Here is a 25407-nt window from a genome sequence, read left to right as displayed (position 1 = left end):
GCGCCCACCGCGCGCCGGACCGTATGGCGAGACCCCGAAACCTTCACCCGCCCGCCCGTCATACGGTGGGAAGCACAACCCACACGCTAGGAGATTCCCGAAGTGGCCGAGCTGTTCTACGACGACGACGCCGACCTGTCCATCATCCAGGGCCGTAAGGTCGCAATCCTCGGCTACGGCAGCCAGGGGCACGCCCACGCGCTGTCGCTGCGCGACTCGGGCGTCGATGTCCGGGTCGGTCTGCACGAGGGCTCCAAGTCCAAGGCGAAGGCCGAGGAGCAGGGCCTGCGCGTGGTCACCCCCGCCGAGGCGTCCGCCGAGGCCGACGTGATCATGATCCTGGTCCCGGACCCGATCCAGGCGAAGGTCTACGAGGAGTCCGTGAAGGACAACCTGAAGGACGGCGACGCGCTGTTCTTCGGGCACGGTCTCAATATCCGCTTCGACTTCATCAAGCCCCCGGCCAATGTGGACGTCTGCATGGTCGCCCCCAAGGGCCCGGGCCACCTGGTCCGCCGCCAGTACGAGGAGGGCCGCGGCGTGCCGTGCATCGCGGCCGTCGAGCAGGACGCCACCGGAAACGGCTTCGAGCTGGCCCTGTCGTACGCCAAGGGCATCGGCGGCACCCGCGCCGGCGTCATCAAGACCACCTTCACCGAGGAGACCGAGACCGACCTCTTCGGTGAGCAGGCGGTCCTGTGCGGCGGCACCTCGGCGCTGGTCAAGGCCGGGTTCGAGACCCTGGTCGAGGCCGGTTACCAGCCGGAGATCGCGTACTTCGAGTGCCTCCACGAGCTCAAGCTGATCGTGGACCTGATGTACGAGGGCGGCCTGGAGAAGATGCGCTGGTCGATCTCCGAGACCGCCGAGTGGGGTGACTACGTCTCCGGTCCGCGGATCATCAACGACTCCACCAAGGCCGAGATGAAGAAGCTCCTCGGTGAGATCCAGGACGGCACCTTCGCCAAGAACTGGATGGCGGAGTACAACGCCGGCCTGCCGAAGTACAACGAGCTGAAGAAGGCCGACGAGAACCACCTGCTGGAGACCACCGGCAAGGAGCTGCGCAAGCTCATGAGCTGGGTGGACGAGGAGGCGTAACCGCGCCTGGCGGCGCGGCGGCCGTGCCCCGGGTGCGGCGGGGGTTCCCTGAACCCCCGCCGCACCCGGTTCGCGCTTTGTCGACCGCGCACCACCACGTGCGGGTGATCCTGCCGCAACGGCACATGACGTAGGCCCGACCGCCACTACACTCAACAACAGCAAGCGCGTCAGGCTCACAGCGTCGTGCGTCTTCCACGCGGCTGACCCCTTCACCGCCAGCGGCCGTCGGGACGGCCGTCCGCTGAGGACTAGTGAGGACTGAAGACCACGTGAGCACTGCTTCCACTGGTAAACCCGTCGTACTCATCGCCGAAGAGCTCTCTCCGGCGACGGTCGACGCCCTGGGTCCGGACTTCGAGATCCGGCACTGCAACGGGGCCGACCGAGCCGAGCTCCTTCCCGCCATCGCCGGTGTGGACGCGATCCTCGTCCGCAGCGCGACCAAGGTCGATGCCGAGGCCATCGCCGTGGCGAAGAAGCTGAAGGTGGTCGCTCGCGCGGGCGTCGGCCTGGACAATGTGGACGTCTCGGCCGCCACCAAGGCGGGCGTCATGGTCGTCAACGCGCCGACGTCCAACATCGTCACCGCCGCCGAGCTCGCCTGCGGTCTGCTGGTGGCCACGGCCCGCAACATCCCGCAGGCCAATGCCGCGCTGAAGAACGGCGAGTGGAAGCGCAGCAAGTACACCGGTGTGGAGCTGAGCGAGAAGACCCTCGGCGTCGTCGGCCTCGGCCGCATCGGCGTCCTGGTGGCCCAGCGGATGTCCGCCTTCGGCATGAAGGTCGTCGCGTACGACCCGTATGTGCAGCCGGCGCGGGCCGCACAGATGGGCGTGAAGCTGCTCTCGCTGGACGAGCTGCTCGAGGTCTCCGACTTCATCACCGTCCACCTCCCCAGGACCCCCGAGACGGTCGGCCTGATCGGCGACGAGGCGCTGCACAAGGTCAAGCCGGAGGTCCGGATCGTCAACGCCGCGCGCGGCGGGATCGTGGACGAGGTGGCGCTGGCCGCCGCCCTCAAGGAGGGCCGGGTGGCCGGGGCCGGGCTGGACGTCTTCTCCCAGGAGCCGTGCACCGAGTCCCCGCTGTTCGAGTTCGACAATGTGGTGGTCACCCCGCATCTGGGCGCCTCCACCGGTGAGGCCCAGGAGAAGGCGGGCATCGCGGTCGCCCGCTCGGTGCGGCTGGCGCTGGCCGGCGAGCTGGTCCCGGACGCGGTGAACGTCCAGGGGGGCGTCATCGCCGAGGACGTGCGCCCCGGGCTGCCGCTGGCCGAGAAGCTGGGGCGGATCTTCACCGCGCTCGCGGGCGAGGTCGCGGTCCGCCTCGATGTCGAGGTGTACGGCGAGATCACCCAGCACGACGTCAAGGTGCTGGAGCTCTCGGCGCTCAAGGGTGTCTTCGAGGACATCGTCGACGAGACCGTGTCGTATGTGAACGCGCCGCTGTTCGCGCAGGAGCGTGGTGTCGAGGTGCGGCTGACCACCAGCTCGGAGTCGAGCGAGCACCGCAATGTGGTCACCGTGCGCGGCACCCTGTCGGGCGGTGAGGAGGTCTCGATCTCCGGCACGCTGGCCGGCCCCAAGCACCAGCAGAAGATCGTCGCGGTCGGGGAGTACGACGTGGATCTGGCGCTCGCCGACCACATGGCCTTCCTCCGCTACACCGACCGCCCGGGTGTGGTCGGCACGCTCGGCCGCATCCTGGGCGAGGCGGGTATCAACATCGCCGGGATGCAGGTCTCGCGGGCGGCGGCGGGCGGTGCCGCGCTGGTGGCGCTCACGGTGGACGACACCATTCCGCAGCCGGTGCTCACCGAGATCGCCGAGGAGATCGGCGCCTCCTCGGCCCGCTCGGTCAATCTGGTCTGAGCCGCATAGGCAGTCACCCATCTGGGCCCGGTCCCCGCTTCGGCGGGGGCCGGGCCCAGATCGTTGTGCGCCCCTGGCGGCAGGGCCTGCCGGAGGGGTTCCGGATCTTTTTCATCGTGTGTTGAATAATGCGGGTCGGCTCGCTACGCTCATTGCTATGTGGAGAAAATTTCTCCACATAGCTTTCGTATGCGCTGTCAGGAGAGCCCCGTGTCCGCAGACACCGACGCCGACGCCCTCGCCGACGTCCCGCCCATGCGCGCCGACGCGCGGCGCAACCGGGAGCAGATCCTGCGCGCCGCCCGCGAGGTCTTCGCCGATCAGGGGCCCGATGCCCCGCTGGATGAGATAGCCCGGCGCGCCGGGGTCGGCATCGCGACCCTCTACCGCCGGTTTCCGCACCGCGACGATCTGCACCGAGGGGTCGCCATCGAGGTGCTGAGCGCGCTGGTCGAGGCCGGGAGCCGGGCCGCCGCCGAGGAGGCCGACGCCCATCTCGCGCTGCGCCGCTTTATGCACGCCGCCCTCGATCTCAAGATCGGCTCGGTGATGCCCGCGCTGCTGGGCCGTTTCACCGTCGCCGAGATCCTCGACGGCGTCCCCGGCGATGTCGTCGACCCGGTCGACGCGCTGCTTCTGCGCGCCCAGGCCGAGGGGCTGATCCGGCTCGATGTCGTCTTCGGCGATATCACGATGATGATCATGCGGCTCTCGCGGCCGCTGCCCGGCGGTGGCCGGTTCGCCGCCGATGACGCTCTCGCCCATCGCCAACTGGATGTCTATATCGACGGGTTGCGCCCCACCGGCTCCCCGCGGTCCACCACTCCGCTCGGCGGCCCGGCCGTCGACGCCGCGGCGTTCAAGCTCCTCCGGGAGCGAGTGATCGACGACGCCCGCGCCGCCCGCTCCGACGCCCGCGAAGCCCACCCCGAAGCCCGCGCCGACCACTCCGGCGACTCCGACGCCGACTGATCTCCCGCTCCGCTCGCCTTCCGCAGGACCAGAAAGGCATGGTCATGTCCCAGCCCTCAAAGACGCCGCCCGAGGCGAACCCCCGGCGCTGGCTCGCACTCGTCTTCATCGGCCTGGCCCAGCTGATGATCGTCCTCGACATCACCGTCGTGAACATCGCCCTGCCGTCGGCCCAGAAGGACCTCGGCATCTCCGACGGCGACCGGCAGTGGGTCATCACCGCCTACACCCTGGCGTTCGGCAGTCTGCTGCTGCTCGGCGGGCGGATCGCGGACTACACCGGCCGTAAGCGCACCTTCCTCATCGGCCTGCTGGGGTTCGCCGGGGCCTCCGCGCTCGGCGGCGCCGCCTCCGGGTTCGAGATGCTGCTCTCGGCCCGCGCCCTGCAGGGCGCGTTCGCCGCGCTGCTCGCCCCCTCGGCGCTGTCGCTGCTCGCGGTGAACTTCACCGAACCCCGTGAGCGCGCCAAGGCGTTCGGCATCTTCGGCGCGATCGCGGCGGGCGGCGGTGCGATCGGGCTGGTCGTCGGCGGACTGCTGACCGAGTACCTGGACTGGCGCTGGTGCCTGTACGTCAATGTGCCGATCGCCGTCGTCGCCGCTTTCAGCTGGTCCGTGCTGCCCACCGACACCCGTGCCGAGGGCCGGGCCCGCTTCGACATCCCCGGTGTGCTGCTGGCGGTGTGCGGACTGGTGGCCGTGGTCTACGGATGCAGCGAGGCCGAGTCCGAGGGCTGGGACTCCCGGCTGGTGACCGGACTGCTCATCGTGGGCGCGGTGCTGCTCCTCGCCTTCGTCCTGGTGGAGCGGAGCGTGGCGCGGCCGCTGCTGCCGCCGCGCGTGGTGGCGGACCGCACCCGCGGCAGCGCCTATCTGGCGGTCGGCCTCTCGGTGGTCGGCATGTTCGCGATGTTCCTCTTCCTCACCTACTACATGCAGCTCGTCAAGGGGTACTCGGCGCTGCTCACCGGTGTGGCGTTCCTGCCGATGACCGGGGCGGTGCTGGTCGGCGCGGGCGGCGTTGCCTCCCGCCTCATCCCCAAGGTGCCGCCGCGCCTGCTGGTGGCGCCCGGTCTGCTGATCGCGGCCACCGGTGTCGCGCTGCTGGTGCCCCTGGACGTCGACAGCTCGTACGCGGCGGGGGTGCTGCCCGCCGAGCTCCTGGTCGGCTTCGGCATGGGTCTGGTGATGGCGCCCTCGATGAACTACGCGACCCATGGGGTGGGGGAGGGGGACGCGGGCGTCGCCTCCGCCACCGTCAACACCGCGCAGCAGATCGGCGGTTCGATCGGCACGGCGATGCTCAACACCATCGCCACCAGCGCGACCTCCGACTACATGGCGTCGCACGCCGCGCGGATGACACCGCGGACCGCCAAGGCGGGTCTCGTCGAGGGCTTCTCGCACGCCTTCGTCGTCTCCTCCTCGATTCTCGTGGGCGCCGCGGTGGTCGTCGCGCTGCTGATGAACACCCCGCGCCCCGTACGGGTGCCGGGCGCCGAAGGCGCCACCCCGCTGCCCGCGCACCTGGGCTGACGGCACCTCGCCTCCCGCAGGCCCTTCGTTCCACCGCCGGAGCGGAGGGCCTGCGGCGGTGGTGGATCAGGGGGTGGGGTCGGGGCGCGGGGCGCGAGCGGCCAGCGCCAGCAGCTCGTCCACCGACCACTGGTCGTAGGCGTGTTCGCCGTGCTTCGCGGCGATGACGCGGCCGTCCCCGCCGATCAGGAAGTCCGCTGGCAGCCCCAGTCTGCCCCCGGGCTGGCTGGGCGCGGGGAGCTTCTCCCGGCCACGGACCACCGCCCACGCCCCGGTCAGCAGGGCCCGCGCGATCGGCCCCCAGGCGCGCGGGCTGAGCAGGGCTCTGGGCGCCTGCTCCACCCCGAACTCCCGGTACAGCCGCTTACCGGGGTCGGCGACCACGGCGAACGGCAGCTCGTCCGTATGCTCGCGCAACTCCTCGGCGGGGGAGTGGAAGACCACCACCTCCCGGACTCCGGCCGCCTCGATCTCCTGATGGCGCCGCACGATCGACCGCAGGTGGAGATTGCAGACGGGGCATCCGGCGAAGCGCCGGAACTGAAGGTGGATCAGCCGGCCGGGGTCGGGGACGGCGACGTCCGGGCCGGTCACGGGGGTGAGGGTACGGGCTGCGACGACGGAACCGGGCTCCACAGGAGCCCCCTTTCGTAGGCGTACGGCATACGCCTACTAGCGTAGGCGTATGCCGTACGCTGTCAACCGCCATGCCACGTCCCCGCTCCCTCACCCCCGATCAGCCGGCCTCGGCCGCCCTCGCCGTCCTCGACCGCGAGGGGCTCGCCGGGCTCTCGATGCGCGCCGTCGCCAAGGAACTCGGGATGAGCACGATGGCGCTCTATCGCTATGTCCACGATCGCGAGGAGCTCGAAGGGCTGGTGGTCGAGCGCGTCCTCAGCGCCGTCGACACCACGCCGCCGGAGCCCGGGGCCCCCTGGGACGAACGGCTCCGGATCATGGTGGGGCGGCTGCGCGACACGATCATCGCCCACCCCGCGGTCCTCCCGCTGACCCTCACCCACCGGCACCGTTCCCCCAGCGGACTGCGCTGGTCGGAGACGGCGCTGGCGATCCTCACCGAGGCGGGCCTGGACGGCGAACGGCGGGTCCTCGCGCTGCGCGCCCTGCTCGGCTATGTGATCGGGGCGATCCAGCTCGAACACCTCGGTCCGCTGTCCGGTGCGGGCACGGTCACGATCGCCGAGCTGCCGTCCGACGCGTTCCCGTACATGGCCGAAACGGCGCGCCAGGCGCGGAGCGTGGGGGTGGAGCGGGAGTTCTTCGGGGGGCTGGAGGTGTTCCTGCGCGGGCTGGGCGCATAGTCGGCACGGGTCAACGCTGAAAGCTGCCTCCACTCGAGTGGGTGGCGTCTCTGCCGTCCCTGTCCGCTCCCCTTGGCCGCGCGGCCAGAATCCCGTCCATGGGAGGGACCATGACTGCTGAACCGCTTCCGGCCTGGGGTTTTCCGCCCCGGGCGGATTCGCTGCAGATGATCTTGACCGCATGCCGGAGCTCCCGCCGCACACTGAGCTGATCGACGGGAGCCTCGTCTTCGTGGGCCCGCGGAAGTATTTTCATTCGCTGGCCATGTACTTGCTGGAGAAGGGGCTCCGGGCATCGGTGCCCGAGTCGCTCCGGGGCTGTCGCGAGATGACCACTGCCGTCGATAAGCGCAACCGCCCCGAGCCCGATATCGCGATCCTGCGCGCCGAGGCGGTGACCACCGAGGCGCAGGAAACGGGCTTCCAGGCGGCCGACGCCGTGCTCGTGGTGGAGGTCGTCTCGCCGGAGTCGGAGTCACGTGACCGCAAGCGCAAGCCACAGCTCTACGCCGAGGCGGGAATTCCGCGCTTCTGGCTGGTCGAGCACGGTGAGGGGCGCCGTCCGGTCGTCCAGGTTTTCGAGCTCAACACGGTGACGCGTACGTATCTGCCGACCGGCATCTACCCCGAGCGGATCAAGCTTCCGGTGCCGTTCACCATCGACATCGACCTCACCGGGACCGATCACCTGTGACCGGGGTCGCGTGCGCTCAGCCCGCCAGCTCGTACGCGTAGTCCGGTGAGAAGGTGCCCGCCGCGCCCGCGCAGCCGTCCAGTTCGCCCGGGGGTTTGATCCATAGATAGGCGTCGATGGCGGGATCGCCGGTGTTCGCCGTCGGGTTCTCGCCGACCTTGCGGCCGTGGGGGTCGCACCAGGTGTTGTCGGGGGCGGGGCCGTTGCCGTTGCGGCTGGTGTCGATGACGGCGGTGAGCCCCGAGGCCGTGCCGAGTTGGGCGAGCACGCTCTTGGTGAAGGCCACCTCGTCGGCGGTGCGGCGGAAGTTGGAGACATTGCTGTAGATGCCGTCGCCGCTGGTCAGCGCCCCGGCCGAGCGGAGCCGCGACGCCTGGACGGCGGCGCTGTTCCAGGCCGAGTGCCCGGCGTCGAAGTACACCCGGGCGTTGGGGTTCGCGCCGTGGATGGCGGTAGCCGCGCGGCCCAGTGAGGCATAGCGGCCGCTCAGTTCGGAGGGGGAGAGGCAGCTGATGAGCGCGATCGAGTCGGGTTCGAGGATGACGATCGCGGGCCCGCTGCCAAGACCGGCGGCGAAGGCGCGCACCCATGCGTCATAGCTCGCGAGGTCGGGCGCGCCGCCCGCCGAGGCCCCGCCGCAGTCGCGGTTGGGGATCTGATACGTCACCAGGACAGGCGTCTGGCCCTTGGCGGAGGCGGCGGAGGTGACCTTGCGGACGTCCTCGGTGACGGTGGCGGGGGAGTACCGGGAGAACCACAGGGCCTGGGGCTGACCGGCGATCCGCGAGGCGATGCGTGGCTGCCGGGAGTCACCCGGATTGGCGGCGACCCACTTGTTGACGAGCGAATCGGGATCGTTGAAGAACTGTGTGGCGCCCGGCAGTTCGCCTGCGGCCGCCTGCGGTGTGTGGGCCGCGCCGATCAGGAAGGCGACGGCGAGCCCGGCCGCCGCTAACGCTCTGGTGATGCGCACGGTGCGTCACTCCTCTCGCGTGGGGCTGCTCAGCCCTCGGGCGGCCGTGTCGTCCGGCCGCCGTCCTCTGGTTGCCGCCGGGCGGGAGATGGTTGCCGCCGTGTTCGATACGGATGCGACGCGTACGGCCGTGACGCGCCGCGCGCAAGGTCAACTCAGCCCGCGCGTAACGCCGGAGGGGACCTCACGTCGGTGAGGTCCCCTCCGGCGTGCCAGGGCTCAGCGACCCGGCGCCGCCGCCTCGCCGCGCACGGCCGTCCCGTCCGCGCCGGTCGAGGGCACACCCGCGCCGGTCGAGGGCACACCCGCGCCGGTCGAGGGCGCATCCCCAGCCGCGGGCGCCGCGGCCTCCACCCGACGCAGCGTCACCAGAGCCAGCGCCGCGGCAGCCACCAGGACCACCGCCCCGGCCCCGCACGCGATCCGCATCCCGTGGGTGAACGCCTCGCGCGCCGCGTCCAGCATCTGCTCCCCGGCCCGCCCCTTCACCGCTCCCGCCACCGCGACGGCGGCGCCCAGCGTCTCGTGCACCTGGTCGAGCGCGCCGCCGGGCAGCCCCCCGCCCAGCGAGTCCTTGACGTCGCTCCGGTAGACCGCGGTGCCGACACTGCCGAGCACCGCCATGCCCATCGCCCCGCCGAACTCCTGGCCCGTCTCCAGCAGCGCGGCCGCCGAACCGGCCCGCTTCGGCGGGACGGTGCCGATCGCCATGTCGGTGACCAGCGACATCACCATGACGATCCCGCTGGCCAGGACGGCGGCGCCGATCAGCACCGTCCACAGCGCGTCCGTGCCGGCCAGGGCCAGAATCCCGTAGCCGATGGCCCCGGTCGCGAAGCCGGCGCCGATCACATGGGCCCGGTCGCCGCCGCGCTGGACCGCCGCGGCCGCCGCCGGTCCGGCGATGCCGACGCAGACGGAGGGGGCCAGGCTCCACAGCGCCGCCTCCAGCGGGCCCTTGCCGAGCACCGACTGCAGATACTGGGTGGTGAAGTAGGCCGAGCCCATCACGGCGAAGGTGGCCAGCGCGTTGAGCGCGATCGACGGGCCGAAGCCGCGGTGGTGGAAGAGCTCCGGGCTGATCATCGCGTCGCGGCGGGTGAGCTGACGCCGCAGGAAGACGGCGCCGATGGCGAGACCGGCCACGATGGACAGCAGCGGGATCAGGCTGACGCCGTTGTCGGCGGCCGTCTGCTTCAGCCCGTAGATCACCGGAAGCACGGCGGCCATCGACAGCGGCACGCTCGGCAGATCGAACGCCCCGGGCTTCGGGTCCTTGAACTCCGGCACCAGGAGCGGCACCAGCGCCAGCAGCAGCACCATCGCCGGGACGTTGATCAGGAAGACCGAGCCCCACCAGAAGTGCTCGATCATCACCCCGCTGAGCACCGAGCCCAGCGCGATACCGCCCGCCATGGCCGACGACCAGATCGCGATCGCCGTGGCGCGCTGCTTCTCGTCGAGGAAGAGGTTGCGGATCAGTGCCATCGTCGACGGCATCAGCGTCGCGCCGCCGATCCCGAGCACCGCCCGTGCGGCGATGAGCATCTCGGCGCTCTGCGCGTACGCCGCCGCGACGGACGCGGCGCCGAAGGCCGCGGCCCCGAACAGCAGCAGTTTCCGCCGTCCGAAGCGGTCGCCCAGCGCTCCCATGGTGATGAGCAGCCCGGCAAGGGCGAAGGCGTAGATGTCGAAGATCCACAGCTGCTGGGTGGAACTGGGGTGCAGCTCCCGGCTGATGGCCGGCACCGCGAAGTACAGCACCGACACATCCATGGAGACCAGGAGGAGCGGAAGCATCAGGACCACGAAGGCGGTCCATTCCTTGCGCCCGGCGCGCGGGCCGGTGGAGGTCGAGGTCATGGCGGTGAATATACGAGCGTCTTAAACGAGTGTCTAGTACGACTGTGTAAAACGCATGTCTAGGACGGTCGTATGGGATCGGGATACCCTGGCGCCATGGGACATCGAGAGGATCTGCTCGCCGGGGCCAAGCGCTGCATTGAGGAGAAGGGCTGGTCCCGTACGACGGCGCGGGACATCGTGGCCGCCTCGGGCGCCAACCTGGCCTCCATCGGCTACCACTACGGCTCGAAGGACGCCCTGATGCGGGAGGCGCTCTTCGCGGCCATGGGCGACTGGGCCGATGACGTCCAGCGGTCCCTGGAGACGGACGACCCGGCGGGCGGCGATCAGGACACCGGGCTGCGGGAGCGGTTCGAGACCCGCTGGACCCGGGTGCTCGAGCTGTTCGGCAAGCACCAGGCGATGTGGCAGTCCCAGTTGGAGGCCATCCTCCAGGTTCGACACGACCCCGAGCTGCGCGCGGCCTTCGGCCGGGCCCAACCGGAGGGACGCCAGGGGCTGGTGGGGCTGATCCACGGCATCGACGAGCGCGACGTCGACGAGGAGACCTCGCGGGTCATGGGCTCGTTCTATATGACCCTGGTGAGCGGCATGATCGTCCAGATGGCCATCGACCCCGATCTCATGCCCAGCGCCCATGACCTCGTCGAGGCGATGCGGCGGATCGTCGGCGACGCCCCCGCGGCCCCCGACGCACTCCCGGCGCCCGACGCCCCCGCGTCCCCCGCCGGCTGAAGGGACTCAGCGCCGCGGCGGCCCGAGGCGGGCGGCCTTGAGGGTCATGTGGAGCAGCAGCCGGTCCTCGCCCGCGTCCAGATCCAGACCGGTCAGCTGCCGCACCCGGGACAGGCGGTAGTAGAGCGTCTGCCGGTGGATGCCCAGCCGCGCGGCGGTGCGCCCGGCCTGACCCGCGCAGTCGAGGAAGGTCTCGGCGGTGCGGGCGAGTTCGGCGTGGGCGGGCTCCAGCAGCGGGCGTACGGCGGCGTCGGGCTGCACCGCGGGCAGGGCGGCCAGCAGACGGTACGGGCCGATGGCGGACCACTCCGCGACCGGCCCCAGGCGCCTATCGGCGTGGGCCGCCCGCGCGGCGGCCAGGGCCTCCTGCCAGGCGGCGGGCAGCTCGTCCAGCCCGCGCCGGGGAGCGCTGACCCCCGCGGCCGCCCTGGGCTGTACCCCGTCCAGAGAGCCGGTGGTGGCCCGGGGGGAGCGCAGCAGCTGTTCGGCCGTCGTACGGGCCGGGTCCAGAGCGGTGGCCGCGCGCAGCCGGACCAGCGTCGCCAGCCCCGCCCCGGTCGCCGCGGTCCCGGGCAGCGCGCACGCGGCCACGATGCCCGGGAGATGGGGGAGTCCGGGGTGGTCCGCGTCCTCGCCGGTCCCCGGTGTCCACGGCACCACCGCCACCAGCGCCAGCGGCCCGTCGCCCGCTCCGCGCAGCGCGGTCCGCAGCCCGGCGCGGGCGGCGTCCCGGCCGGCCGGCGGCCCGGTCAGCACATCGCGCAGCAGCTCGCCGAGCTCCTCCCCGGCCCGCGCCTCGGCCGCCAGCAGCGCCCCGATGCGGTCCGCGGTCTCCATCGCGCGGGCCAGCCGGGGGTCCGGCGTACCCGTGGGGCCGCCCAGCTCCAGATCGGAGAGGTGGCCGTCGTCCAGTAGCCAGACATAGCCGTGCACCACCCCGCGGTGCCGGACGGGCAGGCAGATACGGCCCATGAACACCCCGGCCGCCGGGTCGGGCGGAATCCGCAGCGGCGCCTGCGCCCGTGCGATCCCGAACGCCTCGAACCAGGCCCGCACCGCCGCCGTCGAGCGGCGCTGGAGGATCGAGCGGGTGCGGACCGGGTCCAGCGCCGGCTCCTCCGTGTCATCGCGGTCCTCGCTGTCCTGGGCGCCGAAGGCGATCAGCGCGAAGTCGCGGTTCTCCAGGGTCGCGGGTGCCCGCAGTACCGCCGTGATCTCGTCCACCAGCTGCTGGTAGTCGTCGCGCATGGGTCCCGCCTCTTCCCGGTTTCACCCCTCACATTCTCATACAGATGTCTGAGATCCCGGCCACGGATGCGTGACAGCTGTCGATGGTCCGGGATCCGAGCCATCCTTAAGTTTCACGGTGAGTTGTTGATGCCGTTCGTCGGCCGTCATCGTGGAGGTGCCCCGTGCTGGGACCCGTGCTGCTCGCTGCTTCGCGCAGTGCCGCCATCCGCCGTCTCGTCTCGGCCGCGCCGGTCACCCGCCCGATGGTGGACCGTTTCATCGCCGGGGAGCGGCTTACCGAGTCCCTGGGCTCAGTGCGGTCCCTGACCGCCCGCGGCCTGGACGTCACCCTGGACCATCTGGGCGAGGACGTGACCGACCGGGCCGAGGCGCTGCGCAGCCGTGACGCCTATCTGGCGCTGACCGAGGCGCTGGCCGCCGAGGGGCTCGCCGGGCGGGCGGAGATGTCCGTGAAGCTCTCCGCCTTCGGACAGGCGCTGCCCGGGGGCCACGATCTGGCCCTGGCCAACGTGACCCCGGTCGTGGAGGCCGCCGCCGCGGCGGGCACGACGGTCACGCTCGACATGGAGGACCACACCACGGTGGACTCCACCCTCGCCATCCTCGGCGAGCTGCGCACCCGCTTCCCGCAGACCGGCGCGGTCCTCCAGTCCTATCTCTTCCGGACCGAGGACGACTGCCGGGCGCTGGCCGGGGAAGGCTCCCGGGTGCGGCTGGTGAAGGGCGCGTACAACGAACCGGCGAGCGTCGCCTACCAGGACAAGCGCGAGGTGGACCGCTCCTATGTGCGCTGCCTGAAGATCCTGATGGCCGGTGAGGGCTATCCCATGATCGGCTCGCACGATCCGCGCATGGTCGCCATCGCCCAGGATCTGGCGCACCGGCTCGGGCGCAAGCTGGACGAGTACGAATTCCAGATGCTGTACGGGATCCGCGTGGCCGAGCAGGAGCGGCTGGTGGCGGAAGGCCACCGTATGCGGGTTTACGTCCCGTATGGCACAGACTGGTATGGGTACTTCATGCGCCGCCTCGCGGAGCGCCCCGCCAACCTCACATTCTTCCTGCGCTCGCTGGTCGGCCGTCGCTGACCGCTCTCGGCATCGCAGACCTCGCAACCCGACGATCGAAGGAGACAACGGCCATCATGGACGCCGTCACCCAGGTCCCCGTGCCGGTGAACGAGCCGGTGCACACCTACGCGCCCGGCACCCCGGAGCGTGCCCGCCTCGAGACCAAGCTCAAGGAGCTCGGCGAGAACCCCATCGACCTGCCGATGACCATCGGCGGTGAGAAGCGGATGGGAGCGGGGACGCGCTTCGACGTCGTCCAGCCGCACAAGCACTCCGCCCGCCTGGGCACCTACGCCAACGCCACTCAAGCGGACGCGCAGGACGCGATCGACGCCGCCCTGGCCGCGGCCCCGGCGTGGCGCGCGCTCAGCTTCGACGACCGTGCCGCGGTCATCCTCAAGGCCGCCGATCTGCTCTCCGGCCCCTGGCGGGAGACGCTCGCGGCCTCCACCATGCTGGGCCAGTCGAAGACCGCCCAGCAGGCCGAGATCGACACCCCCTGTGAGCTGATCGACTTCTGGCGGTTCAACGTCCACTTCGCGCGCCAGATCCTGGCCGAGCAGCCGGTGACCAACTCGCCGGGGGTCTGGAACCGCAGCGACCACCGGCCGCTGGAGGGGTTCGTCTACGCGATCACCCCCTTCAACTTCTCCGCCATCGCGGGCAACCTCCCCACCGCCCCCGCCCTGATGGGCAATGTGGTGGTGTGGAAGCCGTCCCCGACCCAGACGCACGCCGCCGTGCTGCTGATGGAGGTTCTGGAGGAGGCCGGGCTGCCCAAGGGCGTGATCAACCTGGTCACGGGCGACGGCAAGGACGTCTCCGAGGTGGCCCTGGCCCACCCGGACCTCGCGGGCATCCACTTCACCGGTTCCACCCGGACCTTCCAGTACCTGTGGAAGACGGTCGGCAACAACATCGAGAACTACAAGACCTATCCGCGGCTGGTCGGTGAGACCGGTGGCAAGGACTTCATCGTCGCCCACCCGTCCGCCGACCCGGCGGTCCTCAAGACGGCGATGACCCGTGGCGCCTTCGAGTTCCAGGGCCAGAAGTGCTCCGCGGCCTCCCGCGCCTATGTGCCGCGTTCCCTGTGGGAGAACGGTCTCAAGGAGGAGTTCGCCACCGAGGTCAACGGGCTGACCATGGGCGATGTCACCGACCTCGGCAACTTCATGGGCGCGGTCATCGACGAGCGCGCCTTCGCCAAGAACAAGGCCGCGATCGACCGGGCGAAGTCCGACCCGACGGTCGAGGTCGTCGCGGGCGGCACCTACGACGACAGCGAGGGCTGGTTCGTCCGCCCGACCGTGCTGGCCTCCACCGACCCGGAGAACGAGATCTTCAAGGACGAGTACTTCGGCCCCATCCTCGGGGTGTTCGTCTACGAGGACGATGAGTACGAGGCGATGCTCCAGCAGATGGAGTCGGCCGCCCCGTACGGGCTGACCGGCGCCGTCATCGCCCAGGACCGCGCGGCGGCCGCCGCCACCTGCGAGGCGCTGCGCTTCGCGGCCGGCAACTTCTACATCAACGACAAGCCGACCGGTGCCGTCGTCGGCCAGCAGCCCTTCGGCGGTGGCCGCGCGTCCGGCACCAACGACAAGGCGGGCGCCAAGCAGAACCTGATGCGCTGGACCTCCACCCGCTCCATCAAGGAGACCCTGGTCCCGCCGACCGACTACCGCTACCCGCACATGGGCTGACCGCCCATGCGGACGGGCCGAACCCGTCCGCCCCGCGACCCCGCCCCCGGACCGCTTCAGTGCGGTCCGGGGGCGGCGTGCTGTCCGGGGGCGCGGAGGGGGAAATCTGTGGACGCCCGACGCGCGGCGGTGCTAGCGTCAAGCAGTCAAGTAGGCACTATTTACCGCAGTTTACGTGGGTAACCAGGCGCGGGATCGCCCACGACGACCTGCGATCGGCCGCCGTGGTCGAGGTCGGACGGGGGTCGGCCTCGACTATCGGCGCGGTGCCGAGATGTGATCACCGTGGGTCAGTGGCCGATGTCACCCTGTTCGCGTCTCAGATAGTAGGACGTCCGACTAATTGTGCAGACACTGACGCTCCGCTGCCTTACTTTTGTGGAAGCCGAACGTCTCGCTGCATCCAGCGATGGCGGCCGCGGCCGGTGCACAGGCGCAGGTGACCCCTGCCGCACCCAGGCCCCCGCCCCTTCCGGCAGCCACCTTCTCGGGGAGCTTTCCTTCCTCCCGGTCCACCGGGGTTCAGCAGAGGAGATGTGATCATGGCCGAGACGACTGTCCGCAGGATCCGCCGCAAGACCGACGACACCGACCGCAAGAAGGCCGCAGCCGCGCTGCAGCGCGCCCTCGACCGCCGTGACAACGGCGGTGCCACCGGTCACTGACGCCGGGGCCGGGTGACCTCGAAGCGGTCCACCCGCGCTCCCGACTCCGCCAGGGCCGTGACCGTGAGCCTGGGGCGGGGGCCCGGCTCCACCTCCACGGCGAGGAAGGAGAAGCCGGTGTAGCGGACCCGGGACCAGTCAGCGCTGTCCCGGTTCTTCTCCCCGCCCTCCGTCCAGTGGTAGGTCTTCACCTCGTCGACGTCCTTGATGTGCCCGTCGTAGCTGTCGGGCACCGGGAACTCGTAGAGCTTCGCGCCCGCCCCGCCCGCCGTCACATAGACGATCCCGTCGCGCACCGCGTCGGCGCTTCCCTCGACGGGGACCCGGCGGGCGACCTTGCCACCCCGGATCGCGTCGGTCCGCTCGTAGACGTGGTTGTGGCCGTTGATGACCAGGTCCACCTGGTGCTTCTCGAGCAGCGGCACCCAGGTGTCGCGCACCCCGCCGTCCGAGGCGTGGGCGCTGGTCGTGGAGTAGGCGCAGTGGTGGAAGAAGACCACCAGGAAGTCGATGCCGGGCCGCTTGCGCAGCTGCCCCAGGCGTCGGTCCAGCCAACGGGTCTGCGCACCGTCGGTGTACCCCTTGTTGGGGCTGATCTCGTACGAGACGTCATTGGCGTCCAGGGCGACCACGCCCACGTTCCCGTAGACGAACGAATAGACGCCGGGCGCCTTGCGCGGGTCGGGGCCGTTGTCCGGCAGGTACCAGCGGGCCAGCTGGCCGCCGTAGCCGTCGGGGGAGTACCACGCCTCCATGTCGTGGTTGCCGGTCGTCACCATCCACGGCACGCTCGCCGCGACCGAGTCGGTCTGGGCGAGGAAGGAGTCCCAGACCCGGGCGTCGTACAGGTCGGTCTTCTTTCCGTGGCCGGTGGTGTCCGCGTAGCACAGGTCTCCGGCGTGCAGATGGAACGACGGATTCTGGCCAAGGATCAGCTGGTCGTTGGCGAGCGCGTCATAGCTCACCCCCTGGTCGCCGAAGGCGGTGAAGACGAACTTCCCCGGCCGCTGTGGCGCGGTGCGGAACGTGCCCACGGACGAGAAGTGCCGCGGCTCGGCCGGGTCGCGGTCCGCGTGACCGAGGCCGTAGTAATAGGTGGTCCCGGGGCGCAGATCGTCCACCGCGGCATGCAGATAGAACTGGTCGACCGCGGGCAGCTTGTCGCTCAGCGACGGGGTGCGCAGATGGCGGACCTCGGCCTCGACCTTGTGCGTGAGCTCCAGCGGGCTCGTGCCGATCCGCACATAGGGCTTCCGCACGGCGAACGGCACCTGCCAGGAGACCCGCATCTGCGTCCGCGGATCGGCGCCGAAGGCCAGATGGCGGCCGAACGGGGCGACCAGCGCGCCGTCCACCCTGGCGGTCACCGGCTTCGGGCTCGCGACGGGCGCCGGCTTGGCGTCGGCGGCGCACGCCGCCCCGCCCAGCAGCCCCGCGCCCGCGACCGTCCCCGCCGTGGCGGCGCCCCCGCGCAGCACCCGGCGCCGGGAGAGCCGGGCCCGCAGATACTCATGCTGCTCCGCCATGGTCATCCGCTGGGCGAGCCGCTCGGGTACGCCGAACCGTGGTGTGTCCATGGACCGGAATGTCCCCCGGGCGGTCAACAGCGCACCATACGGGGGGTGAACGGGTGATTGCCGCTGAGCGGATGTCCGAATGGCGGAACGGCTATGTCAATCCATGGGACGAGCGGTAGGGTCCCGGTATGTCTCGCAGCATTCGCCTCGCAGTGATCCCCGGTGACGGTATCGGCCAGGAAGTCGTGGCCCAGGGCCTGAAGGTCCTCTCCGCCGCCCTTCCGCAGGACGTCAAGCTGGAGACCCAGAGTTACGACCTCGGCGCCCAGCACTGGCACGCCACCGGCGAGACCCTGCCGGACGCGGACCTGGAGTCGCTGAAGAACCACGACGCGATCCTGCTCGGCGCCATCGGCGACCCGTCGGTGCCCTCGGGCGTGCTCGAGCGCGGGCTGCTGCTCAAGCTGCGCTTCGCCTTCGACCACTACGTCAACCTGCGTCCGTCGAAGCTCTTCCCGAACACCCCGACCCCGCTGGCCGGCCGCCCCGACATCGACTTCGTGGTCGTCCGCGAGGGCACCGAGGGCCCGTACGTGGGCAACGGCGGCTCGATGCGCACCGGCACCCCGGCCGAGGTCGCCACCGAGGTCAGCCTCAACACCGCCTACGGTGTCGAGCGCGTGGTCCGGGACGCCTACGAGCGCGCCAACGCCCGGCCGCGCAAGAAGCTGACCCTCGTGCACAAGAACAACGTCCTGGTGCACGCCGGCCACCTGTGGAAGAACATCTTCGACCGGGTCGGCCAGGAGTACCCCGAGGTCACCACCGACTATCTGCATGTCGACGCCGCGACGATCTTCTTCGTCACCCAGCCGGAGCGGTTCGACGTGATCGTCACCGACAACCTTTTCGGTGACATCCTCACCGACCTCGCCGCCGCCGTCAGCGGCGGCATCGGGCTCGCCGCGAGCGGCAACATCAACCCCTCCGGCGCCTTCCCGTCGATGTTCGAGCCGGTCCACGGCTCCGCGCCGGACATCGCGGGCACCGGCAAGGCCGACCCGACGGCGACCGTGCTGTCGGTGGCCCTGCTCCTGTCACACCTCGGCTACGGGGACGAGGCGGCCCGTATCGAGGCCGCCGTCGCCGAGGACCTCGCCGGGCGGGACGCGGCCGCGCCGCGCACCACCGACGAGATCGGCGACGCGCTCGCCGCCCGAGTATCCGGCTGACCCCAGCCTGTGCCACCGCGCGGCTGGGTGCGACCATCGACCTGGGCCGCGCGTTGCACAACGCTCCTTCCCGGCCTCACCTAGGAGATAATCCCCGGTGGGGCCGCTGTGTGAAGAAGAGCTTGGACGTCCTAGTACCGATCACGGGCAGGATGGTGTGAGCGCGGTCCGCCACAACCGAAGGTGAAGGACTACCTGCCATGACGACGCCCACGATCGAGCTCAAGCCCTCGTCCCACCCCCTCCCCGCCGCCGAGCGGGAGAAGATCCTGGCCAACCCCGGATTCGGCCGCCACTTCACCGATCACATGGTGACCATCAAGTGGACCGAGGGCCGTGGCTGGCACGAGGCCCAGCTCGTGCCGTACGCCCCGCTCTCGCTCGACCCGGCGAACATGACGCTGCACTACGCCCAGACCATCTTCGAGGGGCTCAAGGCGTACCGCCGCCCCGACGGGTCCGTGGCGACCTTCCGCCCCGAGCAGAACGCCGAGCGGTTCCAGGCGTCCGCGCGCCGCATCGCCATGCCCGAGCTCCCCGTCCAGACCTTCATCGAGGCGTGTGACGCGCTGGTCACCCAGGACAAGGAGTGGGTGCCGGGCCACGGAGAGCAGTCCCTCTACCTGCGGCCCTTCATGTTCGCCACCGAGGTCGGGCTGGGCGTCCGGCCCTCGAACGAGTACCTCTTCGTGGTCATCGCCTCCCCGGCCGGGGCCTACTTCCCCGGCGGTGTGCAGCCGGTCTCGGTCTGGCTCTCGGAGGAGTACGTCCGCGCGGCGCCCGGCGGCACCGGCGCGGCCAAGGCGGGCGGCAACTACGCGGCCTCCCTGGTCGCCCAGGCCCAGGCCGCCGAGCAGGGCTGTGACCAGGTGGTCTGGCTGGACGCGATCGAGCGCCGCTGGATCGAGGAGATGGGCGGGATGAACCTGTACTTCGTGTACGGGAACCGCATCGTGACCCCCGAGCTGTCCGGTTCGCTGCTGCCGGGGATCACTCGCGCCTCGCTGCTGCGGATCGCCGCCGACCTCGGCTACGAGGTCACCGAGGGCCGGATCTCCGTCGACGACTGGCGCCAGGGCAACGCCGACGGGACCCTCACCGAGGTTTTCGCCTGCGGTACGGCGGCCGTGATCACCCCGGTCGGCTCGGTCAAGTCCGCCCGGGCGAACTGGACGGTGGCCGACGGTGAGCCGGGCGAGGTGACGATGCGGCTGCGCAAGGCGCTGCTGGACATCCAGACCGGCGTCGCCCCGGATCCGCATGGCTGGATGCACCCCCTGGGCTGATCACGGATGTCACCTCTGGGCTGATCGTGGGTGTCACCTCGTTGACGCCGATGGTTCGCATGATGAGACGGATGAGAGCGCGGGGGCGGAATGTGTCAGACTTCCTCCGTGCTCTCGTTCGTCATGATTATTGACAGCAGGCGCGCCGGTCCGCAGTGACCGCCCGTACGACCCGGTACGGCGCGGCCACCGTGCCCCAGACCCGCGCGCAGACCTCTCGCACCCGCGAGGGGTCTTTTCGTTTTCCGGACCATCCCGCCGGACGCGAAGCGTGAGGGACCATAGGAGGGCGCGGAACCGGATATTCCGGTAGACCGAGATCCATCCGACAGGAGCCAGACCAACCATGAAGGATCTGCCCGACGACGGCTTCCATGTCTTCGACACCACCCTGCGCGACGGAGCGCAGCGCGAGGGCATCAACCTGACGGTCGCGGACAAGCTGACCATCGCCCGTCACCTGGACGACTTCGGCGTGGGCTTCATCGAGGGCGGCTGGCCCGGCGCCAACCCGCGCGACACGGAGTTCTTCGCCCGGGCCCGCGCCGAGATCGACTTCCAGCATGCCCAGCTGGTGGCGTTCGGCGCCACCCGCAAGGCGGGGGCACGCGCCGAGGACGACCTCCAGGTCAAGGCGCTGCTGGAGTCCGGGGCGCCGGTGATCACCCTGGTGGCGAAGTCCCACGACCGCCATGTGGAGCTGGCCCTGCGCACCACGCTCGAGGAGAACCTCGCGATGGTCCGCGAGACCGTCGCCTACCTGCGGTCCCAGGGCCGCCGGGTCTTCCTCGACTGCGAGCACTTCTTCGACGGCTACCGCGCCAACGCGGACTACGCCAAGCGGGTCGTCTCCGCCGCCCACGAGGCGGGCGCCGAGGTGGTGATCCTCTGCGACACCAACGGCGGCATGCTCCCCGGCCAGATCGACGCGGTGGTCCGCACCGTACTGGCCGACACCGGCGCCCGGCTGGGCATCCACGCCCAGGACGACACCGGCTGCGCGGTCGCCAACACCCTCGCCGCCGTGGACGCGGGCGCCACCCACGTCCAGTGCACGGCCAACGGCTACGGCGAGCGGGTGGGCAACGCCAACCTCTTCCCGGTCGTCGCGGCCCTCGAGCTCAAGTACGGCCGCCGGGTGCTGCCGGAGGGCGCCCTGGAGGAGATGACCCGGATCTCGCACGCGATCGCCGAGGTCGTCAATCTGACGCCCTCCACTCACCAGCCCTATGTGGGCGTTTCCGCCTTCGCCCACAAGGCCGGACTGCACGCCTCCGCGATCAAGGTCGACCCGGATCTGTACCAGCACATCGCCCCCGAGCGGGTCGGCAACACCATGCGGATGCTCGTCTCCGACATGGCCGGCCGGGCATCGATCGAGCTCAAGGGCAAGGAGCTGGGCATCGACCTCGGCGACGACCGCGCGCTGGTGGGCCGGATCGTCGAGCGGGTCAAGGAGCGCGAGCTCGCGGGCTACACCTACGAGGCCGCCGACGCCTCCTTCGAGCTGCTGCTGCGCCAGGAGGTCGACGGCCGCCCCCGCCGCTACTTCCGGGTCGAGTCCTGGCGGGCGATCGTCGAGGACCGCCCGGACGGCACCCACGCCAACGAGGCCACCGTGAAGCTGTGGGCCAAGGGCGAGCGCATCGTCGCCACGGCGGAGGGCAACGGCCCGGTCAATGCCCTGGACCGGGCGCTGCGGGTGGGGCTGGAGCGGATCTACCCGCAGCTGGCGACGATGGAACTGGTGGACTACAAGGTCCGCATCCTGGAAGGCAAGCACGGCACCGAGTCCACGACCCGGGTGCTGGTCTCCACCGCGGACGGCCAGGGGGAGTGGTCGACGGTCGGCGTCGGGGAGAACGTGATCGCCGCGTCCTGGCAGGCCCTGGACGACGCCTACGCCTACGGGCTGCTGCGGGCCGGGGTGGACCCGCAGGAGTGACCTGGGCCTCACGGCCCCGTGGGCCCGGTGCGCGTGGCGCCGGCCGCCGTCGGAGTAGGGTACGGGGAGCGGAGCGCGGCCGACGTGTTCCGTTCCCCGATCCGGCCGCGGCGCCGCTCCAGCGGACGCCGCCCATCCGGGTGGTCGAGCCCGCCCCTGGCACGGTCGCCGCCTGGAGGTTTGTCGGATGCCGACAGGGTCGATAGTCCTTTAGGACACCAGGTAGTGGGAAAGCCGCTGTCCAGTTCTGTTCCGCCTGCCCACCAAAACGCCCTTGACGTTGTAGGGAATTGACATGCGTTTCCGGGGGTCCGGGAACGTACCGTCATTGCATGACCAATCTCGAAGGTGCGCCTGCTGAGGCGAGTGACGTTCGCGGGCGCGTCGCCGAGCTGCACGCGATTCGCGAGCAGGCTCGGCGCGGCCCGAGCGAGCGGGCGACCGAGGCCCAGAAGGCCAAGGGGAAGCTGACGGCTCGCGAGCGGATCGATCTGCTGCTTGACGAGGGGTCCTTCAACGAAGTGGAGCCGCTGCGGCGGCATCGTGCGACCGGGTTCGGCCTGGAGGCGAAGAAGCCTTACACCGACGGGGTCGTCACCGGCTGGGGGACCGTCCACGGACGGACGGTGTTCGTCTACGCACACGATTTCCGGATCTTCGGCGGGGCTCTGGGGGAGGCCCACGCGACCAAGATCCACAAGATCATGGACATGGCCATCTCGGCCGGGGCGCCGCTGGTGTCCCTCAACGACGGCGCCGGTGCCCGCATCCAGGAGGGCGTCTCGGCGCTCGCCGGATACGGCGGCATCTTCCAGCGGAACACCAAGGCGTCCGGCGTCATCCCCCAGATCAGTGTGATGCTCGGCCCGTGCGCGGGCGGGGCGGCGTACTCCCCGGCCCTGACGGACTTCGTCTTCATGGTCCGGGAGACCTCTCAGATGTTCATCACCGGACCCGATGTGGTCCAGGCGGTGACGGGCGAGAAGGTCAGCCAGAACGGACTGGGCGGCGCGGATGTGCACGCCGAGACCTCGGGTGTGTGCCACTTCGCCTACGACGACGAGGAGACGTGCCTGGAGGAGGTGCGCTACCTCCTGTCGCTGCTGCCGCAGAACAACCGGGAGAACCCGCCGACCGTCGAGTCCGACGACCCGGTCTCCCGGCGCGGCGATGCGCTGCTGGACCTCGTCCCGGCCGACGGCAACCGGCCGTACGACATGCGCAAGGTCATCGAGGAGATCGTCGACGACGGCGAGTACCTCGAGGTCCACGAGCGCTGGGCGACCAACATCATCTGCGCGATGACCCGGCTCGACGGCCAGGTGGTCGGCATCATCGCCAACCAGCCGCAGTCGCTGGCCGGCGTGCTGGACATCGAGGCGTCGGAGAAGTCCGCGCGCTTCATCCAGATGTGCGACGCCTTCAACATCCCGCTGGTCACCTTCCTCGACGTGCCCGGCTTCCTGCCCGGTGTGGACCAGGAGCACGGCGGGATCATCCGGCACGGCGCCAAGATGCTGTACGCGTACTGCAACGCCACCGTGCCGCGGATCTCCGTCATCCTGCGCAAGGCGTACGGCGGTGCGTACATCGTCATGGACTCCCAGTCCATCGGTGCCGACCTGACCTACGCCTGGCCCACCAACGAGATCGCGGTGATGGGTGCCGAGGGCGCCGCCAACGTGATCTTCCGCCGTCAGATCGCCGACGCCGACGACCCCGAGGCCATGCGCGCCCGCATGGTCAAGGAGTACAAGTCCGAGCTGATGCACCCGTACTACGCGGCCGAGCGGGGGCTGGTCGACGATGTGATCGACCCGGCCGAAACCCGTGAGGTCCTGATCCGGTCGCTGGCGATGCTGCGCGACAAGCACGCCGACCTGCCGTCCCGTAAGCACGGCAACCCGCCGCAGTAGCCTCTGAGTTCGTGTCCTCGCGCGAAACCCGCGCGACAAGGGAGAAGAGACAAACCGTGAGCACACCGAGCGATATCGCCGATCCCGCCGCCGCGGCGGCGGCCACCCTGGTCCGGGTCGAGAAGGGCCACGCCGACGCCGAGGAGCTCGCCGCGGTCACCGCGGTGCTGCTCGCCCGCGCGGCCGCCGGCACCTACCGCACCACCGGCTCCACCCGCCCGGGCCGCAGCGCCGCCCGCTGGCGCCGTCTGGAGCGCCGCCCGGCGTTCAGCGCGCCGCACAGCTGGCAGGGCTGAGCGCGAGCGGCACCGCCGCCTCCGGACGGCCGCACACCGCCCGGAGGCCGCCGGCCCCGCGCCGAGCGTCCTGAACGCACTGGACGCCCCGGGCTGGAACGCACAAATCCCCTGTTCTCCTCGGAGAGCAGGGGATTTTGGCTTCTGTCGCCGGTCTCGGCTACCGCAGCCGGGCCATCAACGCGTGCTCGACCAGCGTGATGAGCGCGCTCTTGGCCTCGCTGCGGTGGCGGGCGTCGGTGATGATGATCGGCGCGTCGGGGCCGATCTGCAGGGCCTCGCGGACCTCTTCGGGGGTGTACGGCTGGTGTCCGTCGAAGCCGTTGAGGGCGATGACGAAGGGCAGTCCGGAGTTCTCGAAGTAGTCGACCGCGGGGAAGCAGTCGGCGAGGCGGCGGGTGTCCACCAGGACGACCGCGCCGATGGCACCGCGGACCAGGTCGTCCCACATGAACCAGAAGCGGTCCTGGCCGGGCGTGCCGAACAGGTACAGGATCAGGTCCTGGTCCAGCGTGATGCGGCCGAAGTCCATCGCCACCGTGGTGGTGGTCTTGTCCGGTGCGTGGGTCAAGTCGTCGATCCCCGCCGAGGCGGAGGTCATCACGGCTTCGGTGCGCAGCGGGTTGATCTCCGAGACCGCGCCGACGAACGTGGTCTTGCCCACGCCGAAGCCGCCCGCCACCACGATTTTCGCGGAGGTGGTGGAGCGGGCTGCACCGCTAGAGCTTGCGAAGTCCACTGAGCACCCTTTCGAGCAGTGTCACGTCAGGCTGACCGCCGGCGGACTCGTCGCCGCCCGGCTGATGAATGGCGACGAGCCCCGCCTCGGCCAGGTCGGCTACGAGGATCCGGGACACGCCGAGGGGAATGGCGAGCAGTGCGGAGATCTCGGCGACCGACTTGATCTCGCGGCACAGATGGCAGATCCGCTGGTGCTCGGGCAGTTGGCCCTGGAGCTGAGCGGGGTCGGCCGTGGTGTGCACCAGCGCCTCGATGGCGAGCTGGTACCGGGGCCGGGTCCGGCCCCCAGTCATGGCGTACGGGCGCACCAGAGGGTTATGAGTGCCGCCCGCGGGGGAGGAAGGTTCCGGAGCGGGGCGCTCAGGCGGCTGTACGGGCTCGATACGCGGCGCGGAGGGCGCGTCGTACCAAGACCCCTCCTGCGGCCCGGGAGGCGCGTAGGAGGGCGTGTACGGCTGTTGCTGAGGCCGCTGCGGCCGCCGCCGCGGGGGCTGCTGCTCCTGCTGCGGCTCCGGCTGCTGTGGAGAGCGGGCCTGACGGCTGGGCGTGGAGGGGAAGTTGAAGCGCTTCATCGGGGCCTCTCCGCGCGGCTCGGACGGCTGCCCGTGGGCGTACGGATATCCGCTAGGGGGCGTTGCCACGTGTCCTCCTCCAACTCGCCTGTCTTGCCGGTCGCGCCACCGCACCCTATGGCGCGGTGGCGCGAAACG

The 25407-nt window shown here is 70.6% G+C and carries 22 protein-coding genes; 15 read left to right on the top strand and 7 right to left on the bottom strand.

The annotated features are described in order from the left end of the window. Positions 1-102 precede the first annotated feature (102 nt). From ilvC to ACFYOY_RS00895, 4 genes are all read left to right on the top strand, one after another. A complete protein-coding gene (gene ilvC / locus ACFYOY_RS00910) occupies positions 103-1101 on the top strand; it encodes a ketol-acid reductoisomerase (protein ID WP_059144139.1) in 999 nt (332 codons plus the stop codon). Positions 1102-1373: 272 nt separating this feature from the next. After that, positions 1374-2975 carry a phosphoglycerate dehydrogenase gene (gene serA / locus ACFYOY_RS00905; RefSeq protein ID WP_351880621.1) on the top strand — a complete coding sequence of 534 codons (1602 nt, stop codon included), beginning with the start codon at positions 1374-1376 and terminating at the stop codon, positions 2973-2975. A 210-nt stretch (positions 2976-3185) separates the two neighbouring features. Continuing rightward, a complete protein-coding gene (locus ACFYOY_RS00900; RefSeq protein WP_388583990.1) occupies positions 3186-3947 on the top strand; it encodes a TetR/AcrR family transcriptional regulator in 762 nt (253 codons plus the stop codon). 44 nt (positions 3948-3991) lie between these two features. Continuing rightward, the gene (locus ACFYOY_RS00895; protein ID WP_351880627.1) at positions 3992-5482 is read left to right on the top strand and encodes an MFS transporter; all 1491 of its coding nucleotides are present in this window, start codon (positions 3992-3994) and stop codon (positions 5480-5482) included. Positions 5483-5548: 66 nt separating this feature from the next. On the opposite strand, the gene ACFYOY_RS00890 is transcribed toward ACFYOY_RS00895, so the two are convergent. After that, positions 5549-6076 carry a peroxiredoxin-like family protein gene (locus tag ACFYOY_RS00890; protein ID WP_351880630.1) on the bottom strand — a complete coding sequence of 176 codons (528 nt, stop codon included), beginning with the start codon at positions 6074-6076 and terminating at the stop codon, positions 5549-5551. Between the two features lie 113 nt (positions 6077-6189). Between ACFYOY_RS00890 and ACFYOY_RS00885 the strand changes: the two genes are divergently transcribed. Next, entirely contained in the window at positions 6190-6804 is a 615-nt protein-coding gene (locus ACFYOY_RS00885) for a TetR/AcrR family transcriptional regulator C-terminal domain-containing protein (protein WP_351880633.1), read from the top strand. Between the two features lie 181 nt (positions 6805-6985). Then, positions 6986-7498, top strand: coding sequence for a Uma2 family endonuclease (locus ACFYOY_RS00880; protein WP_351880636.1), 513 nt, complete (start codon positions 6986-6988; stop codon positions 7496-7498). A 16-nt stretch (positions 7499-7514) separates the two neighbouring features. Here ACFYOY_RS00880 and ACFYOY_RS00875 read toward each other — a convergent pair whose 3' ends face one another. Then, entirely contained in the window at positions 7515-8471 is a 957-nt protein-coding gene (locus tag ACFYOY_RS00875; RefSeq protein ID WP_351880639.1) for a glycoside hydrolase family 6 protein, read from the bottom strand. Positions 8472-8690: 219 nt separating this feature from the next. Continuing rightward, a complete protein-coding gene (locus tag ACFYOY_RS00870) occupies positions 8691-10334 on the bottom strand; it encodes an MFS transporter (protein WP_388583985.1) in 1644 nt (547 codons plus the stop codon). Positions 10335-10430: 96 nt separating this feature from the next. Between ACFYOY_RS00870 and ACFYOY_RS00865 the strand changes: the two genes are divergently transcribed. After that, a complete protein-coding gene (locus ACFYOY_RS00865) occupies positions 10431-11072 on the top strand; it encodes a helix-turn-helix domain-containing protein (RefSeq protein ID WP_351880645.1) in 642 nt (213 codons plus the stop codon). Positions 11073-11078: 6 nt separating this feature from the next. On the opposite strand, the gene ACFYOY_RS00860 is transcribed toward ACFYOY_RS00865, so the two are convergent. Continuing rightward, the gene (locus ACFYOY_RS00860) at positions 11079-12320 is read right to left on the bottom strand and encodes a helix-turn-helix domain-containing protein (RefSeq protein ID WP_351880648.1); all 1242 of its coding nucleotides are present in this window, start codon (positions 12318-12320) and stop codon (positions 11079-11081) included. Between the two features lie 164 nt (positions 12321-12484). Between ACFYOY_RS00860 and ACFYOY_RS00855 the strand changes: the two genes are divergently transcribed. From ACFYOY_RS00855 to ACFYOY_RS00845, 3 genes are all read left to right on the top strand, one after another. Then, positions 12485-13411, top strand: a complete 927-nt coding sequence (locus ACFYOY_RS00855; RefSeq protein ID WP_351880651.1) for a proline dehydrogenase family protein — start codon at positions 12485-12487, stop codon at positions 13409-13411. Between the two features lie 56 nt (positions 13412-13467). Continuing rightward, positions 13468-15099, top strand: coding sequence for an L-glutamate gamma-semialdehyde dehydrogenase (gene pruA / locus ACFYOY_RS00850; protein WP_351880653.1), 1632 nt, complete (start codon positions 13468-13470; stop codon positions 15097-15099). Between the two features lie 542 nt (positions 15100-15641). Next, positions 15642-15764, top strand: coding sequence for a hypothetical protein (locus ACFYOY_RS00845; protein WP_087684456.1), 123 nt, complete (start codon positions 15642-15644; stop codon positions 15762-15764). On the opposite strand, the gene ACFYOY_RS00840 is transcribed toward ACFYOY_RS00845, so the two are convergent. After that, positions 15758-17341 (bottom strand): metallophosphoesterase family protein, encoded by a 1584-nt coding sequence (locus ACFYOY_RS00840; protein WP_351880656.1) that lies wholly within the window; start codon positions 17339-17341, stop codon positions 15758-15760. The two genes, ACFYOY_RS00845 and ACFYOY_RS00840, sit on opposite strands and share 7 nt — an antisense overlap. Before the next feature lie 128 nt (positions 17342-17469). Between ACFYOY_RS00840 and ACFYOY_RS00835 the strand changes: the two genes are divergently transcribed. The 5 genes from ACFYOY_RS00835 to ACFYOY_RS00815 all read left to right on the top strand — a co-directional run bounded on the left by ACFYOY_RS00835 (position 17470) and on the right by ACFYOY_RS00815 (position 23956). Beyond that, positions 17470-18513, top strand: a complete 1044-nt coding sequence (locus tag ACFYOY_RS00835; protein WP_388583979.1) for a 3-isopropylmalate dehydrogenase — start codon at positions 17470-17472, stop codon at positions 18511-18513. Positions 18514-18713: 200 nt separating this feature from the next. Further along, entirely contained in the window at positions 18714-19799 is a 1086-nt protein-coding gene (locus ACFYOY_RS00830) for a branched-chain amino acid aminotransferase (protein WP_351880662.1), read from the top strand. A 346-nt stretch (positions 19800-20145) separates the two neighbouring features. Then, positions 20146-21744 carry a citramalate synthase gene (cimA, locus tag ACFYOY_RS00825; RefSeq protein ID WP_351880665.1) on the top strand — a complete coding sequence of 533 codons (1599 nt, stop codon included), beginning with the start codon at positions 20146-20148 and terminating at the stop codon, positions 21742-21744. A gap of 332 nt (positions 21745-22076) precedes the next feature. Further along, on the top strand, positions 22077-23660 hold the full coding sequence (locus ACFYOY_RS00820; protein WP_351880668.1) for an acyl-CoA carboxylase subunit beta: 1584 nt from the start codon (positions 22077-22079) through the stop codon (positions 23658-23660). A 56-nt stretch (positions 23661-23716) separates the two neighbouring features. Next, positions 23717-23956, top strand: a complete 240-nt coding sequence (locus ACFYOY_RS00815) for an acyl-CoA carboxylase subunit epsilon (RefSeq protein ID WP_137967584.1) — start codon at positions 23717-23719, stop codon at positions 23954-23956. Positions 23957-24116: 160 nt separating this feature from the next. Here the strand turns inward: ACFYOY_RS00815 and ACFYOY_RS00810 are convergent, their stop codons facing one another. Further along, positions 24117-24695 carry an ATP/GTP-binding protein gene (locus ACFYOY_RS00810; RefSeq protein ID WP_078610434.1) on the bottom strand — a complete coding sequence of 193 codons (579 nt, stop codon included), beginning with the start codon at positions 24693-24695 and terminating at the stop codon, positions 24117-24119. Beyond that, positions 24676-25338, bottom strand: a complete 663-nt coding sequence (locus ACFYOY_RS00805) for a DUF742 domain-containing protein (RefSeq protein ID WP_351880672.1) — start codon at positions 25336-25338, stop codon at positions 24676-24678. The genes ACFYOY_RS00810 and ACFYOY_RS00805 overlap by 20 nt, the downstream gene beginning before the upstream one ends. Positions 25339-25407: the final 69 nt, after the last annotated feature.

The sequence above is a fragment of the Streptomyces sp. NPDC007875 genome (assembly GCF_042868035.1).
GTDB classification, from domain to species: Bacteria; Actinomycetota; Actinomycetes; order Streptomycetales; family Streptomycetaceae; genus Streptomyces; species Streptomyces antimycoticus.
Note: the sequence above shows the minus strand (reverse complement) of the source record. Positions and strands in the feature narration are given on the sequence as shown.

Bases quoted from the DNA above. Each gene is read 5' to 3' on its own strand.
- ACFYOY_RS00895 (WP_351880627.1), top strand. From the start codon at position 3,992: ATGTCCCAGCCCTCAAAGACGCCGCCCGAGGCGAACCCCCGGCGCTGG.
- ACFYOY_RS00885 (WP_351880633.1), top strand. From the start codon at position 6,190: ATGCCACGTCCCCGCTCCCTCACCCCCGATCAGCCGGCCTCGGCCGCC.
- ACFYOY_RS00880 (WP_351880636.1), top strand. From the start codon at position 6,986: ATGCCGGAGCTCCCGCCGCACACTGAGCTGATCGACGGGAGCCTCGTC.
- ACFYOY_RS00870 (WP_388583985.1), bottom strand. From the start codon at position 10,334: ATGACCTCGACCTCCACCGGCCCGCGCGCCGGGCGCAAGGAATGGACC.
- ACFYOY_RS00865 (WP_351880645.1), top strand. From the start codon at position 10,431: ATGGGACATCGAGAGGATCTGCTCGCCGGGGCCAAGCGCTGCATTGAG.
- ACFYOY_RS00860 (WP_351880648.1), bottom strand. From the start codon at position 12,320: ATGCGCGACGACTACCAGCAGCTGGTGGACGAGATCACGGCGGTACTG.
- pruA (WP_351880653.1), top strand. From the start codon at position 13,468: ATGGACGCCGTCACCCAGGTCCCCGTGCCGGTGAACGAGCCGGTGCAC.
- ACFYOY_RS00845 (WP_087684456.1), top strand. From the start codon at position 15,642: ATGGCCGAGACGACTGTCCGCAGGATCCGCCGCAAGACCGACGACACC.
- ACFYOY_RS00840 (WP_351880656.1), bottom strand. From the start codon at position 17,341: ATGGACACACCACGGTTCGGCGTACCCGAGCGGCTCGCCCAGCGGATG.
- ACFYOY_RS00835 (WP_388583979.1), top strand. From the start codon at position 17,470: ATGTCTCGCAGCATTCGCCTCGCAGTGATCCCCGGTGACGGTATCGGC.
- ACFYOY_RS00830 (WP_351880662.1), top strand. From the start codon at position 18,714: ATGACGACGCCCACGATCGAGCTCAAGCCCTCGTCCCACCCCCTCCCC.
- cimA (WP_351880665.1), top strand. From the start codon at position 20,146: ATGAAGGATCTGCCCGACGACGGCTTCCATGTCTTCGACACCACCCTG.
- ACFYOY_RS00820 (WP_351880668.1), top strand. From the start codon at position 22,077: ATGACCAATCTCGAAGGTGCGCCTGCTGAGGCGAGTGACGTTCGCGGG.